The organism is Streptomyces sp. NRRL F-6676, assembly GCF_000725625.1.
Lineage (GTDB): Bacteria > Actinomycetota > Actinomycetes > Streptomycetales > Streptomycetaceae > Streptomyces.
Map to the genome: position 1 here is coordinate 1 of NZ_JOHS01000044.1, position 14411 is coordinate 14411.

A 14411-nucleotide genomic window follows, 5' to 3' on the forward strand; every position below is an offset into this window, starting at 1 on the left:
GATGAGGCGGGGGGTGGTGGGGTGCGTGGGGGCGGGTTCCTGTGGCGCGGGGGTGGGGGGCTGCGGTGCGGGGGTGGGCATGCGGCTGCCGGTCGGGCCCGTCGTGGGGGTGGGCGTGCGGTCCGGCGGCTGCGGCGGGGCCGGGGGGCCGGGGGGCTGCGGGCCCGTGCTCGCCGCCGCCGACAGGGCCTCCGCCAGACCGCCGAGTTCCACGTGGACCACCAGGACCGGCTTCGCGGGGGCCTCGGTCGCCGCGGAGCGCAGCGCCTCGGCCAGCGCGGCGTCCGCCGCCGCGCGCTCTCCCACCGCCGGGATCGCCGTGACGACCACGGCGTCGCACGCGGGGTCGGCCAGCGCGCGGGTCAGCGCGACGTGGAAGTCGTCCGCGCTCGCGCCCGTCGTCAGGTCCAGCGGCGGCAGCGGGCGCAGCCCCTCGGCCAGGCACGCGTCGTACGTCAGCAGCCCCAGTGACTCGGAGTTGCCGAGGATGGCCACCCGGGGCCCGGCCGGGAGCGGCTGCCGGGCGAGCAGCAGGCCCGCGTCGACCAGTTCGGTGATGGTGTCGACCCGGATGACCCCGGCCTGCCGCAGCAGCGCGGAGACGGTGGCGTGCGGCAGCCGGGTGCCCCGTACGGCGTGCCCCGTCGGGGTGCCGCCGTGCCGGGCGCCCTGGACGACGACCAGGGGCTTGACCGCGGCGGTGCGGCGGGCGAGCCGGGTGAACTTGCGGGGGTTGCCGATGGTCTCCAGGTACATGAGGGCGACGTCGGTGTCCGGGTCGTCGTACCAGTACTGGAGCACATCGTTGCCGGAGACGTCCGCGCGGTTGCCGGCGGAGACAAACGTCGAAACACCCGTAACGCCGGCAACACCCGTAACGCCAGTGACGCCGGTGACTCCGGTAACCCCAGACGCACCCTCCGCACCCTCCGCGCCCTGCTCGGCCTTCCCGCCGGACACGTCCGTCACCCCGGTGGCCCCGGTGACCCCGCCGCCGCGCCGGTGCAGCCGGGCGAGCAGGGCGATGCCGATGGCGCCGGACTGGGCGAACATGCCGATCCGGCCGGGGCGCGGCATCTCGGGCGCGAGGGAGGCGTTGAGCCGGACCGCGGGCGCGGTGTTGACGATCCCGAAGGCGTTCGGCCCGACGATGCGCATGCCGTACGTCCGCGCCTGGCGCACCAGCGCGCGCTGGCGTTCGCGACCCTCCGCGCCGCTCTCGGCGTACCCGGCGGAGAGGACGACGAGGCCCTGCACGCCGTGCTCCCCGCACTCGGCGACCACCTCGGGGACCCGTTCGGCGGAGACGGCGACGACGGCGAGGTCGACCGGGCCGTCGATCTCGCGCACGGAGCGGTGCGCGGGCACTCCGTCGATGTCCTCGAGGTCATCGGCGAACGCCTTGTTGACCGCGTGCAGCCGGCCGGTGAACCCGGCGTCCCTGAGGTTGCCGAGCACGCTGCGGCCCACTCCGCCGGGTGCCCGGCCGACGCCGACGACAGCGACCGAGCCGGGGGCGAGCAGCCGGTGCACGGAGCGTGCCTCGGCGCGCTGTTCCCGGGCTCGCTGCACGGCCAGCGAGCGGTCCGTCGGCTCCAGGTCGAACTCCAGTCGGACGACGCCGTCCTCGAAGCTGCGCTTCTGGGTGTATCCAGCGTCCGTGAACACCTTGATCATCTTGGTGTTGGCGGGCAGTACCTCGGCGGCGAAGCGGCGGATGCCGCGCTCGCGGGCGACGGCCGCGACGTGTTCCAGGAGCGCGGAGGCGACGCCCCTCCCCTGGTGCGCGTCCTGCACGAGGAAGGCGACCTCGGCCTCGTCGGCCGGGCCGGTGGCGGGCAGGCCGTCGGCGTCGATGCGGTCGTACCGTACGGTGGCGATGAACTCGCCGCCGACCGTGGCCGCGAGCCCCACCCGGTCCACGAAGTCGTGGTGCGTGAAGCGGTGGACGTCCTTGGCGGACAGCCGCGGGTACGGCGCGAAGAAGCGGTAGTACTTCGACTCGTCGGACACCTGTTCGTAGAAGCTGACGAGGCGCTCGGCGTCGTCGGCCGTGATGGGCCGGATCCGCGCGGTGCCGCCGTCGCGCAGCACCACGTCGGCCTCCCAGTGGGCGGGGTACTCGTGCCGGTCCGACGGGATCTGCATGGGGCCCAGCGTACGGCGCGGGTCCGACACCGGCGTCCGCCGGAACCGACCGCACACCCGGGAGCGGCGTTGTGGAACACTGGTCTAGACAACCTGGCACACCTGAAGGGCAGCATCACCATGGCTGAGCGCCGCGTCAACATCGGCTGGGCCGAGGGCCTCCACGCCCGCCCCGCCTCCATCTTCGTCCGGGCGGCCACGGCCTCCGGCGTCCCCGTGACGATCGCCAAGGCGGGCAGCGCGCCCGTCAACGCCGGCTCGATGCTGGCCGTACTCGGCCTGGGCGTCCAGGGCGGCGAGGAGGTCGTCCTCGCCTCCGACGCCGAGGGCGCGGACGCGGCCCTCGACCGCCTGGCCAAGCTGGTCGCCGACGGCCTGGAGGAACTGCCGGAGACGGTCTGAGCCGTCCGGGACCGGTCCGCGCCGGCGGATCCTCGCGGTACGGCGGAGCCGCGTCGCCCCTTCGGGACGGCGCGGCTCTCTTTCTTTTCCAGCACCGTTCAATTCACGGGCGCGGCGCACAGGAAACCAGGCGCGGACGAAAATACAACTCCGGCGCGGGCGCACATGAATACGAGCAGCGCAAAGAGGCGCGAGGACCAAGAGGGCCGCTTCCGCGTATTCACTCTCCTTTGTATACGGCAGCCCTGTTAATTCCGTGGGCCAGCGATGTTTACGGCTTGTTGCGGAGCGCTCACATCCGTGTTCGTGGTGGCGGGGCGCAGGCGGTGGGTGGTGGTCGTCCGTTCGGTGTGCTGTGCGGCGAGGGTGTGGGCGCGGGCGTCGTCGCCGCGGGCGATCGCGTCGACGATGCCGCCGTGCTCCGCCCAGTCCGCCACGGGGTCGGCCGGCGTGCCGGCGACGTACATCCATGCGATCTTGTGCCGCAGCTGGGCCAGCGTGGTGCTCAGCGCCGGGCTCCCGGCGGCCTGCGCGAGCGTGTCGTGGAACCAGCCGTCCAGGGAGCGCAGTTCGTCGCTGCTGCCCTGGCCGGCCCGCTCCCGGCCGAGCCTGACCAGGCCGCGCAGCACCTTCAGATGGGCCTCGGTGCGCCGCTGGGCGGCCCGGGCGGCGCCGAGCGGTTCCAGCAGGACGTGCATCTCCAGCAGGTCGGCGGCCTCCTGCCCGGTGGGCTCGGCCACGCACGCGCCCGCGTGCCGACGGGTGACGACGAAGCCCTCGGCCTCCAGCGTGCGCAGCGCCTCGCGCACGGGGACGCGGGAGACGCCGTAGCGGCGGGCGAGGACCTCCTCGGTGAGCCGGCTGCCGCGTGGGTGGACGCCGGCGACGATGTCCTCACGGATCGCCGCGCATACCGAGTGCGCCGGAATACGCATGTCCGACCTCCGCCTCGATTTCCGTGCGAAGCGCCGTCGGCCGGCGCATTGCCCGACCGACTCTATTGCAGCGGAGAGGGATTTCCGACGGCGGGCCGGAATTCATGGTTCTTTTTTGGACAACGGCCGGGACGAAATGACCGCACGGAACGAGAACGGCCCCGGCTTCGGGAGCCGGGGCCGTCGACGACGGGTCGGGGGAACGTCGGTCGGTGCGCGGGTACGCCGACGCGGGTGCGTCAGACGTTGACGCCGTGGGCGCGCAGGTACGCCACCGGGTCGATGTCGGAGCCGTACTCCGGGCTCGTACGGGCCTCGAAGTGCAGATGCGGGCCTGTGACGTTGCCGGTCGCGCCGGACAGGGCGATCTGCTGCCCGGGGGTGACCTGCTGGCCCACCGTGACGCCGATGGACGACAGGTGGCCGTACTGGGTGTAGGTGCCGTCGGTCATCTTGATGACGATCTGGTTGCCGTAGGCCCCGCCCCAGCCGGTCTCCACGACCGTGCCGGAGCCGACGGCGTGCACGGAGGTGCCGGTGGCGGCGTGGAAGTCGATGCCGGTGTGGCTGCCGGAGGACCACAGGGAGCTGCTGGCCTGGTAGCCGGTGGAGACGTAGGAGCCCGAGATCGGCGCGACGAAGGCGTTGAGCCGCTTGCGGTCGGACTCACGGGCGGCGCGCTCCTTGGCGTCGCGGGCCCGCTTCGCCTGCGCGGCGGCCTCCTTGCGCGCGGCCTCCTCGGCGGCCCTGCGCGCGGCCGCCTTCTCCTGGGCGAGGGCCTGGGCGTCGATCCGCGCGGCGACGCTCTCGCCGATGCCGGCGGCCCGCAGGAGCCCGGTCTGGTCGACAGAGGCGGCGGGCTCCGCGGCGAACGCGGGGGCGGCCAGGGTGCCGACGACGCCGGTGGTGGCGAGCGCCGCGACGCCCACGGCGCCGGTCGTCGTACGCTTCGTGCGCTCGGCACGGCGGTGCTTCCCGGGGGCGCGGGTGAACGCCATGAAGAGGGTCGTCCTTTCCTTCCTTCTCGCCTACCGGGTTAGCTGACGGGTTCGGAGCAGGAAGGTCTCCTACGGACACCCTGTGGGGGGCGTCCGATTCACCCCAGGGACGTGGGTCCCCGGCTCCCCTGGCTCACGCCGTACGGGGACTCGGCGATGACTGTCCGCTGCCGCGGATGCGGCGCGCTGCCTGACGGACAGCCGGGAAGACGCTAAGCGGGCGCCGTTTCAACGGGCAAACGAGGTAACGGTTTTGTTGCGTATCCCACACAGCGGAAGCGCCACCCTCTGTGGCAATACGGACAAACAAGCGCCGCCGGCGGGCCGAACCGGGGACGCGGAAGGCCCTGGTGACGTCCGGCGTCACCAGGGCCTCGTCCACGCTGCCGTACGCCGCCCGTGCTACTCGGCGGCCACCACGGTGACTTCGCCGATCCCCAGGGCGCGTACGGGCTCCGCGATCTGCTCGGCGTCGCCCACGAGGACCGTCACCAGACGGTCCACCGGGAAGGCGTTGACGACGGCGGCCGTCGCCTCCACCGTGCCGGTGGCGGCGAGCTGCTGATACAGCGTCGCCTGGTAGTCGTCCGGCAGATGCTGCTCGACCTGGTCGGCGAGCGAGCCGGCGACGGCGGCCGCGGTCTCGAACTTCAGCGGGGCGACGCCCACCAGGTTCTGCACGGCGACATCGCGCTCGGCGTCGGTCAGCCCCTCGGCGGCGAGGGTGCGCAGCACCTTCCACAGGTCGTCGAGGGCGGGGCCGGTGTTCGGGGTGTCGACGGAGCCGCTGATGGCGAGCATCGCGGCGCCGCTGCCGTCGGGCGCGGAGCGCAGCACCTGGCCGAACGCGCGCACACCGTAGGTGTAGCCCTTCTCCTCGCGCAGCACGCGGTCGAGCCGCGAGGTGAGGGTGCCGCCGAGGCAGTACGTGCCGAGCACCTGGGCGGGCCACACGCGGTCGTGCCGGTCGGCGCCGACGCGGCCGATGAGGAGCTGCGTCTGGACGGCTCCGGGGCGGTGCACGACGATCACGCGTCCGGTGTCGTCGGCGGTCACCGGCGGCACCGGGCGCGGCTGCCCGGGCGCGCCGGTCCACGCGCCGAGCGTGTCGGCGAGGAGCGCGTCCAGGTCGACGCCGGTGAGGTCGCCGACGACCACCGCGGTGGTGGTGGCGGGCCGTACGTGCCGCTCGTAGAACGCGCGTACGGCCGCCGAGTCGATGGCCTCGACGCTCTCCTCGCTGCCCTGACGGGGCCGGGACATGCGGGAGTCGGCCGGGAAGAGCTGCCGGGAGAGCTCCTTGGCGGCGCGGCGGGCCGGGTTGGCGGTCTCGTGCGGGATCTCGTCGAGCCGGTTGCGCACCAGGCGCTCGATCTCGCCGTCGTCGAACGCGGGGGCGCGCAGCGCGTCGGCGAGCAGGCCGAGCGCCTTGGCGAGCCGCGAGACGGGCACCTCAAGGGAGAGCCGTACACCGGGGTGGTCGGCGTGCGCGTCGAGGGTGGCGCCGCAGCGCTCCAGCTCGGCGGCGAACTCCTCCGCGGAGTGCTTGTCGGTGCCCTCGGAGAAGGCGCGCGCCATGATGGTGGCGACGCCCTCCTGGGCCTGCGGTTCGGCCTCCAGGGGCGCGTCGAGGAGCACCTCGACGGCGACGACCTGCTGGCCGGGGCGGTGGCAGCGCAGCAGCGTCAGGCCGTTGTCCAGGGTGCCGCGTTCGGGGGCGGGGAACGCCCAGGGCTTCGCCTCGCCGGCCCGGGGCCGCGGGTGGAACTCCATGGTCGCGAGCTCGGTCACTTCGCCGACTCCTCGTTCTCGTCGGTGACTTCGGCGGCTTCGGCGGCCTCGGGCTCCTCGGGCGCGATCGGCTCGTAGACGAGCACGGCCCGGTTGTCGGGCCGCAGCCGGGCCCGGGCGATGTCCCGGACCTCCTCGGGGGTGACCTCCAGGACGCGCGTGACGGCCGTCAGGGCGAGCTGCGGGTCGCCGAACAGGACGGCGTACCGGCACAGTTCGTCGGCACGGCCGGCGACCGTGCCGAGCCGGTCGAGCCACTCGCGCTCCAGCTGCGCCTGGGCGCGCTCCATCTCCTCGGCGGTGGGGCCCTCCTCGGCGAACCGGGCGAGCTCCTCGTCGACGGCCGCCTCGATGACGGGCACCTCGACGTCACCGGAGGTCTTCACGTCCAGCCAGCCCAGCGAGGGGGCGCCGGCGAGCCGGAGCAGGCCGAAGCCGGCGGCGACGGCGGTGCGGTCGCGGCGCACCAGACGGTTGAACAGCCGGGAGGACTCGCCGCCGCCGAGCACGGTGAGCGCCAGGTCGGCCGCGTCGCACGCGCGCGTGCCGTCCTCCGGGAGCCGGTAGGCGGCCATCAACGCGCGCGCGGGGACCTCCTCCTCGACGACCTCGCGGAGCTGCTCCCCGAGGACGTCGGGCAGCGAGCCGTCGCGCGGGGCGGGCTTGCCGTCGTGCGAGGCGATGGAGCCGAAGTACTTCTCGACCCAGGCGAGCGTCTGCTCCGGGTCGATGTCGCCGACGATCGACAGGACGGCGTTGTTCGGCGCGTAGTAGGTCCGGAAGAACGCGCGGGCGTCCTCCAGGGTGGCCGCGTCCAGGTCGGCCATCGAGCCGATCGGGGTGTGGTGGTAGGGGTGGCCCTCGGGGTAGGCGAGCGCGGTCAGCTTCTCGAACGCGGTGCCGTAGGGGACGTTGTCGTAGCGCTGGCGGCGCTCGTTCTTGACGACGTCCCGCTGGTTCTCCATGGACTCCTCGTCCAGGGCGGCCAGCAGCGAGCCCATGCGGTCGGCCTCCAGCCAGAGGGCGAGCTCCAGCTGGTGGGCGGGCATGGTCTCGAAGTAGTTGGTGCGCTCGAAGCTGGTGGTGCCGTTGAGGGAGCCGCCGGCGCCCTGCACCAGTTCGAAGTGGCCGTTGCCCTTCACCTGGCCGGAGCCCTGGAACATCAGGTGCTCGAAGAGGTGAGCCAGACCGGTACGCCCCTTGACCTCGTGGCGCGAGCCGACGTCGTACCAGAGGCACACCGCCGCGACCGGGGTCAGGTGGTCCTCGGAGAGCACCACGCGCAGACCGTTGGCCAGGCGGTGCTCACTCGCTGTCAGGCCGCCGGAGCCTGCCTCGGCTGTGGCCGTGTGACCCATGGGCATGTACGTCCCTTCACTCACGGATGCGGTTGTGACCAACCGCGGAGTTCCTGCCAATCCTGCCACTGTATGCGCCGCCCAAAGGGGCGCGGGGCTGTGCCGATACGCGGCTCGGCCGCGCGGGCGCGAGCGATCGCGGCGCCCCGTGCGGGGTGCGGGGCTGTGTCATGTGCGGCTCCGCCGCGCGGGCGCGGCAGGCCCCCGCCGGCGGCCGGCCGACAACACGCCCAGGGGGTCCGGGGGCGCAGCCTCCAGGGACGGGAAGGACAGGGGCGGCGGGGGCGAAACACCCCTGCGGACCGCGGGGGCGCCCCCGGGCCGAGAGGGGCCCGGGGCCCTCCGGGCCGGGTCCCGCGACACGTTGTCGGTCCCCCGGTCCACAATGGTCCGCACAGAACCCGCCCACGCCCACACAAGGAGCCGGCAGCGATGGCCCGCCGCAGCACCAAGACCCCGCCGCCCGACGACTCGTACGAGGAGCGGATCCTCGACATCGACGTCGTCGACGAGATGCAGGGCTCCTTCCTCGAGTACGCGTACTCGGTCATCTACTCCCGCGCCCTCCCCGACGCCCGGGACGGCCTCAAGCCGGTGCACCGCCGCATCGTCTACCAGATGAACGAGATGGGCCTGCGCCCCGACCGCGGCTACGTCAAGTGCGCCCGCGTCGTCGGCGAGGTCATGGGCAAGCTGCACCCGCACGGCGACGCGTCGATCTACGACGCCCTGGTCCGCATGGCGCAGCCCTTCTCGATGCGCGTCCCCCTGGTCGACGGCCACGGCAACTTCGGTTCGTTGGGCAACGACGACCCGCCGGCCGCCATGCGGTACACCGAGTGCCGCATGGCCGAGGCGACGAGCCTGATGACGGAGTCCATCGAGGAGGACACCGTCGACTTCGGGCCGAACTACGACGGCCAGGAGCAGGAACCGGTGGCGCTCCCCGCCGCCTTCCCGAACCTGCTGGTCAACGGCGCGTCCGGAATCGCCGTCGGCATGGCGACGAACATGCCGCCGCACAACCTGCGCGAGGTGATCGCCGCTGCCCGCCATCTGATCCGGTACCCGAACGCGGACCTGGACGCGCTGATGAAGCACGTCCCGGGCCCGGACCTGCCGACCGGTGGCCGGATCGTCGGACTGTCCGGCGTCCGGGACGCCTACGCGTCGGGCCGCGGCACGTTCAAGATCCGCGCCACGGTGGAGATCGAGACGGTGACGGCCCGCCGCAAGGGCCTCGTCGTCACCGAACTGCCGTTCGCGGTCGGCCCGGAGAAGGTCATCTCGAAGATCAAGGACCTGGTCGGCGCCAAGAAGATCCAGGGCATCGCCGACGTCAAGGACCTCACCGACCGCGCGCACGGCCTGCGCCTGGTCATCGAGATCAAGAACGGCTTCGTGCCGGAGGCCGTCCTGGAGCAGCTCTACAAGCTGACCGCCATGGAGGAGTCCTTCGGCATCAACAACGTGGCCCTCGTCGACGGCCAGCCGCTGACACTGGGCCTGAAGGAGCTGCTCGAGGTCTACCTCGACCACCGGTTCGACGTGGTGCGGCGGCGCAGCGAGTTCCGGCGCGGCAAGCGGCGCGACCGCCTTCACCTGGTCGAGGGTCTGCTCACGGCTCTGGTGGACATCGACGAGGTGATCCGCCTGATCCGCTCCAGCGAGAACTCCGCGCAGGCCAAGGAGCGGCTGATCGAGCGCTTCTCGCTGTCGGACGTGCAGACGCAGTACATCCTGGACACGCCGCTGCGCCGGCTGACCAAGTACGACCGGATCGAGCTGGAGTCGGAGAAGGAACGGCTCAACGCCGAGATCGCGGAGCTGACCCGGATCCTGGAGTCGGACGCGGAACTGCGCAAGCTGGTCTCCGCGGAACTGGCCGTCGTCGCCAAGAAGTTCGGCACCGACCGGCGGACGGTCCTGCTGGAGTCCTCGGGTGCCCCGGCCGCCGTGCCGCTTCAGGTGGCGGACGACCCGTGCCGGGTGCTGCTGTCCTCGACGGGGCTGCTGGCGCGCACGGCGGACGGCAACCCGTTCGAGGACGACGGCAAGGGCCGGCGCGTCAAGCACGACCTGATCGTCTCCGCGGTCCCGGCGACGGCCCGCGGCGAGGTGGGCGTGGTGACCTCGGCCGGCCGGCTGCTGCGCGTCAACGTGGTCGACCTGCCGCAACTGCCCGAGCAGACCGGCACGCCCAACCTCTCGGGCGGCGCTCCGCTGGCGGAATTCGTCTCCCTGGAGGCGGACGAGACGGTGGTGTGCCTGACGACGCTCGACGAGTCCTCCCCCGGCCTCGCGCTCGGTACGGCCCAGGGCGTCGTCAAGCGCGTGGTGCCCGACTACCCGGCCAACAAGGAGGAGCTGGAGGTCATCACCCTCAGGGAGGGCGACCGGATCGTCGGCGGAGCCGAACTGCGCACGGGCGAGGAGGATCTGGTCTTCATCACGGACGACGCCCAGTTGCTGCGCTACCAGGCCTCCCAGGTGCGTCCGCAGGGCCGCCCGGCCGGCGGCATGGCGGGCGTCAAGCTGACGCAGGGCGCCAAGGTCATCTTGTTCACGGCGGTGGACCCGGCCGCCGACGCCGTGGTCTTCACGGTCGCCGGCTCGCGCGGCACGCTGGACGACTCCGTGCAGACGACGGCGAAGGTCACGCCGTTCGACCAGTACCCGCGCAAGGGGCGGGCCACGGGCGGCGTGCGCTGCCAGCGGTTCCTGAAGGGCGAGGACTGCCTGTCCTTCGCCTGGGCGGGTCCGGTCCCGGCGCGGGCGGCGCAGAAGAACGGCGCGCCGGCCGAGCTGCCGGACATCGACCCGCGCCGCGACGGCTCGGGGGTGTCCCTGGCGAAGACGGTGGCGGTGGTGGCGGGACCGGCCTAGGCCGGCCGCGGCAGACCCCCCTAAGGGAGGGGCTGTTCGGGACCCGGGGCGTCCTCCGGGTCCCGTACGTCGGGGGCGTCCTCCGGGTCCCGTACCTCGGGGGCGTCCTCCGGGTCCCGTACCTCGGGGGCGTCCTCCGGCTCCTGTACGTCCGCGCCGTCCTCCGGGTCCCGTACGTAGCGCAGGACGCCCCACAGGGCGTGCTCGTCGACGTGCTCGGAGCCGTCCTCGCACGCCCGGAGCTCCTCCAGCAGCGCGGGCGCGTCGATGCCGGAGCCGATCAGGACCAGCTGGGTCGCCCGCTCCCCGGCCCCGTCCTCCGTCTCCGTCCCGGCCCGCGGCCAGGGCTCCGGCGTGAACCGCAGGAACCGCCCGACGGCGTGCACGGCGTAGCGGTTGCGGCGGTCGTGGGCGCCGAAGTCGACGTACCCCTTGATGCGGTACAGCCCCTCGGGCCGGCTGTCGAGGAAGGCCAGCAGCCGACGCGGTTCGAGCGGCACCGCGGAGACGTACGACAGGCTGTCGTAGCCGGAGTGAAGATGGGCGGCGTGCTCCTCGGGGCCGTCGTCCTCCCTGGGGAGGTCGTCGAAGGAGAGCTGTCCGATCCGCTCCTCGGAGGGCCGGCAGTCGAAGAGGAACTCGGGGTCCACGCGCCCGTAGGAGGCCGGGACGACGGCGGCGTCGCCGGCGAGGGAACGCACGGTCTCCAGCACGCGCGGCCCGTCGGCGGCCCGGTCCAGCTTGTTGACGACGACCAGGTCGGCGAGGGCGAGGTGCCGGTCGATCTCGGGATGCCGGGCGCGGGTGTCGTCGAACTCGGCGGCGTCGACGACCTCGACGAGCCCGCCGTAGACGACATCGGGGTTCTCCGCGGCGAGCACCATCCGGACGAGTTCCTGCGGCTCGGCGAGCCCGCTGGCCTCGATGACGACGACGTCGACGCCGGTCGAGGGCCGGGTCAGCCGCTCCAGGTAGGAGTCGAGCTCACTGGCGTCGACGGCGCAGCACAGGCAGCCGTTGCCGAGCGAGACGGTGGAGTCCCCGAGCGCCCCGGCCACGGCCATGGCATCGATCTCCACGGCGCCGAAGTCGTTGACGACGGCGCCGATGCGGCTGCCTCCGCTGTGGTGCAGGAGGTGGTTGAGCAGTGTGGTCTTGCCGGATCCCAGGAATCCGGCGAGGACCACGACCGGTACCTGCCGCCGGCCCCGGTGCGGACTCCGGTCCCGGCTCCAGTCCCGACTCCGGTCCCGGTTCCGATCATCCCGGCTCCGGTCGACCGGGCCCTCGTCCACCGGGTTCTGGACCACCGTGCGACCTCTTCCGTGCCGGTGCGCGGGCCCGGACGGCTCCGGAACACGCGCGAGAACTGCGCTGCGGCCCCAGGATACGAGCCCCGCTCCACGCCCCGGGGTGAGCGGTTGGTCCGCGGCGCGCGCAGGGCAGACGTTCCGCTTGGCGCCGGTCCGTGCGACCCTCACTTCCCTCCGTGCGCCTTGTTTCCGCCTCCCCGCCGATCAGTACCCGTCGGCACCCTGGAAGACGGCAAGCGTCGCCCACCGCTCGCCGGTCCCCGTCAGCCCTCCCGCACCCGACGACCGGCGCACGGCCGCCTGAAATCGGGGGTTGCTCATGACCGCACAGACCTCGGCGATACGGAGGTTCGGGTCCACGGCCAGAGGCAGGCTGGCCGCGGTCGGACGCACCGTCACCGACTGGGGCGGCCGCAAACGGCGGCGCGCGGCACTCGTCGAACAGCACCGGCTCCACTTCGACCTGCTGTGCAAGGCCATGGACGACCCCGCGCTCGCCGCCGTCCTGGACACCTACGACAACGAGGTCCCGGCCGAGCGGCAGCGCCAGTACCTGTTCGCCAACGCCCTGTACGTCAACGCGCTGTATTTCCACCGCATCGGGGCGCTGAGCCTGGCCGAACTCTACGGCCACGTACGGATGATGTGCCGGAACGCGGTTTTCCGGGAGTACTGGCAGGCGACCCGCAGGCACCGCGACAGCCTGCCCGAGTGGTCGGAGGAGGCGCGGATCGGCAGGATGATGGACGCCCTGGTGCGCGACATGGACGCGCTGGTCGCCGACCAGGAGGACGGGGAGCTCGAGGAGTGGTGGGTGGTGGGGGAACCGCCGTCGGAGTGACGCGGGCCGCCGTTCGTCAACACCGGGCCGCCACCTGTGTGTCCGCGAGGAGACGCGTGCGTTGTGGGGCGCTATTCTACCCGCAGCTCGCCGGGGTCAAACCTGTCGCGAGCTGCCTCTTTGTGCGGCTCCCCCGTCGCACGGCGTCCCGGGCACCGTGGCGGCCCGTCCTTCGACCAGGCTAGGAACGGACTTGAAGATCGTGCGTCGCATCGGCGCCTCGCCCCGGGAGCGCGGCAGCGCGACGGGCCAGAGCTGCCCCGACATCTTCGAGCTGAGCGACGGCAACTTCGCCGTCATCGGCACCGAGGCAACCGCGCAACTCGACGCCGAACTCCCCCCGGACGCGTCCCGCGCGGCCTACGAACGCATCGTGGTCATCACCCGCGACACGCTGCTCCGGGCGAAGGCCGACATCCCGGACACGTAAGCGAGGATCTGCGGCTCCGCCGCGCGGGCGCGACCACCGAAGCCCCCTCAGGGGCGCGGGGCTGTGTCCCGATCTGCGGCTCCGCCGCGCGGGCGCGACCACCGAAGCCCCCTCAGGGGCGCGGGGAACTGCGCGACAAGCCACATCGAGCCCGCACCCCCCAACGAACCGCACCCCCCGAATCAGCAGGCAACACGAACCGGGGGCCAAGGGGCGCAGCCCCGACCGGCACGCACACTGAACTCAGGTTAGGCTCACCTCTGTGAGTACGTGCACCACCGCGTCCCAGGCCCTCGCCGAGCCGCTGCCCGGCACCGCCGCCCCCGCGCGGACCTGGCTGCTCCTCGAACAGCCCGGCCCCTGGGGCGTCAAGGCCCTCACGTCGAGCCAGCTCGCCCCCCGCCTCGGCCGCGCCCTGGAGGCCGCCGCGAAGGACACCGGCGTCCGCCTCGCCCTGATCCGCCGCCCCGGCCGGCACGCCGACCCGGACCCGGGCGCACCGGCCCGCGCGGACGAAGCCGCACTCCCCGTACGGCAGGTGTACGCCGCCCATACCCTCCCCGGCCTCTCCTGGCTGCACGACGCCACCGTCACCGACCCCGAACAGCTGCTCGACCTCGACTTCGAGGCGCTCGGCGCGGGCGACCCGTACACCTTCGACCGCGCCCTCGGCGGCCGCCCGCACACCGGCGACCCGCTGGCCCTGGTGTGCACCAACGGCAAGCGCGACCGGTGCTGCGCCGTCCTCGGCCGGCCTCTGGCCACCGAACTGGCCGCCGCCGGTGTGCCGGGCATCTGGGAAGTCACCCACCTGGGCGGCCACCGCTTCGCGCCCACCGTGCTCGTCCTGCCGTACGGCTACGCGTACGGGCGGGCGACGGCGCCGCTGGTCCAGGAGGCGCTCCGAGGCGTGCGCGAGGGGCGGATCGTGCTGGAGGGCTGCCGCGGCGGCTCGGCCTGGGAGCGGCCCGGGCAGGCCGCCGAGCTCGCCGTCCGCGCGCACACCGGCGTCCACGCGGCGGACGCGCTCACCGTGGCCCGTACCGAGGGCACGGCGCCGCACTGGGAGGTCACGGTCGCGCACGCGGACGGCCGCCTCTGGCGGGTCACCGTGGTCCGGGGCGCTTCCTCGCCGCCCCGCCCGGAGAGCTGCGGCTCGGTCCTCGGCTCCCCCGCCCGGATGGACGTGACGGCCGTACGCGAACTGCACCCGACGGCGGCGGGCACACGCCGGCACTGACCCGCCGCGGGCGGCCTCCACGAGTTCCCCGCCGCACCCCCTGGGGCACGGCGCACGCGCCCCGTACCG

At 73.3% G+C, this 14411-nt stretch carries 11 protein-coding genes and 1 riboswitch; of the genes, 5 read left to right on the forward strand and 6 right to left on the reverse strand.

Annotated features, from left to right (window positions below; genetic code table 11):
* The coding region (locus IO29_RS36895; RefSeq protein WP_037840587.1) for a GNAT family N-acetyltransferase at window positions 1-2148 on the reverse strand (2148 nt) is incomplete at its 3' end.
* Window positions 2149-2268: 120 nt separating this feature from the next.
* On the opposite strand from IO29_RS36895, the gene IO29_RS23840 reads away from it, so the two are divergent.
* Entirely contained in the window at window positions 2269-2550 is a 282-nt protein-coding gene (locus IO29_RS23840) for an HPr family phosphocarrier protein (RefSeq protein WP_030381611.1), read from the forward strand.
* 248 nt (window positions 2551-2798) lie between these two features.
* Here IO29_RS23840 and IO29_RS23845 read toward each other — a convergent pair whose 3' ends face one another.
* The 4 genes from IO29_RS23845 to IO29_RS23860 all read right to left on the reverse strand — a co-directional run bounded on the left by IO29_RS23845 (window position 2799) and on the right by IO29_RS23860 (window position 7638).
* Entirely contained in the window at window positions 2799-3485 is a 687-nt protein-coding gene (locus IO29_RS23845) for a GntR family transcriptional regulator (protein WP_030381612.1), read from the reverse strand.
* A 239-nt stretch (window positions 3486-3724) separates the two neighbouring features.
* Window positions 3725-4483 carry a M23 family metallopeptidase gene (locus IO29_RS23850; RefSeq protein ID WP_030381613.1) on the reverse strand — a complete coding sequence of 253 codons (759 nt, stop codon included), beginning with the start codon at window positions 4481-4483 and terminating at the stop codon, window positions 3725-3727.
* A gap of 12 nt (window positions 4484-4495) precedes the next feature.
* Window positions 4496-4649: riboswitch (cyclic di-AMP (ydaO/yuaA leader) on the reverse strand.
* A 236-nt stretch (window positions 4650-4885) separates the two neighbouring features.
* Window positions 4886-6274, reverse strand: a complete 1389-nt coding sequence (locus IO29_RS23855; protein WP_030381614.1) for a M16 family metallopeptidase — start codon at window positions 6272-6274, stop codon at window positions 4886-4888.
* On the reverse strand, window positions 6271-7638 hold the full coding sequence (locus IO29_RS23860; protein WP_030381615.1) for a M16 family metallopeptidase: 1368 nt from the start codon (window positions 7636-7638) through the stop codon (window positions 6271-6273). Before IO29_RS23860 ends, IO29_RS23855 begins: the two co-directional genes overlap by 4 nt.
* A gap of 426 nt (window positions 7639-8064) precedes the next feature.
* On the opposite strand from IO29_RS23860, the gene IO29_RS23865 reads away from it, so the two are divergent.
* A complete protein-coding gene (locus tag IO29_RS23865; protein WP_030381616.1) occupies window positions 8065-10518 on the forward strand; it encodes a DNA gyrase/topoisomerase IV subunit A in 2454 nt (817 codons plus the stop codon).
* Window positions 10519-10538: 20 nt separating this feature from the next.
* Here the strand turns inward: IO29_RS23865 and IO29_RS23870 are convergent, their stop codons facing one another.
* A complete protein-coding gene (locus IO29_RS23870) occupies window positions 10539-11705 on the reverse strand; it encodes a CobW family GTP-binding protein (RefSeq protein WP_051707881.1) in 1167 nt (388 codons plus the stop codon).
* Window positions 11706-12150: 445 nt separating this feature from the next.
* On the opposite strand from IO29_RS23870, the gene IO29_RS23875 reads away from it, so the two are divergent.
* The 3 genes from IO29_RS23875 (at window position 12151) to IO29_RS23885 (ending at window position 14342) form a co-directional block, all read left to right on the forward strand.
* Window positions 12151-12672 carry a DUF6082 family protein gene (locus IO29_RS23875; RefSeq protein ID WP_030381618.1) on the forward strand — a complete coding sequence of 174 codons (522 nt, stop codon included), beginning with the start codon at window positions 12151-12153 and terminating at the stop codon, window positions 12670-12672.
* A 193-nt stretch (window positions 12673-12865) separates the two neighbouring features.
* Window positions 12866-13102: a hypothetical protein gene (locus IO29_RS23880; protein ID WP_030381619.1), complete on the forward strand. Its 237-nt coding sequence runs from the start codon at window positions 12866-12868 to the stop codon at window positions 13100-13102.
* A 262-nt stretch (window positions 13103-13364) separates the two neighbouring features.
* Window positions 13365-14342 (forward strand): sucrase ferredoxin, encoded by a 978-nt coding sequence (locus IO29_RS23885; protein ID WP_030381620.1) that lies wholly within the window; start codon window positions 13365-13367, stop codon window positions 14340-14342.
* Window positions 14343-14411 lie beyond the last annotated feature (69 nt).

Excerpts from the sequence above, each read along its gene's own strand:
- IO29_RS23875 (WP_030381618.1), top strand. The coding sequence starts at position 12,151 with ATGACCGCACAGACCTCGGCGATACGGAGGTTCGGGTCCACGGCCAGA.
- IO29_RS23860 (WP_030381615.1), bottom strand. The coding sequence starts at position 7,638 with ATGCCCATGGGTCACACGGCCACAGCCGAGGCAGGCTCCGGCGGCCTG.
- IO29_RS23850 (WP_030381613.1), bottom strand. The coding sequence starts at position 4,483 with ATGGCGTTCACCCGCGCCCCCGGGAAGCACCGCCGTGCCGAGCGCACG.
- IO29_RS23845 (WP_030381612.1), bottom strand. The coding sequence starts at position 3,485 with ATGCGTATTCCGGCGCACTCGGTATGCGCGGCGATCCGTGAGGACATC.
- IO29_RS23840 (WP_030381611.1), top strand. The coding sequence starts at position 2,269 with ATGGCTGAGCGCCGCGTCAACATCGGCTGGGCCGAGGGCCTCCACGCC.
- IO29_RS23865 (WP_030381616.1), top strand. The coding sequence starts at position 8,065 with ATGGCCCGCCGCAGCACCAAGACCCCGCCGCCCGACGACTCGTACGAG.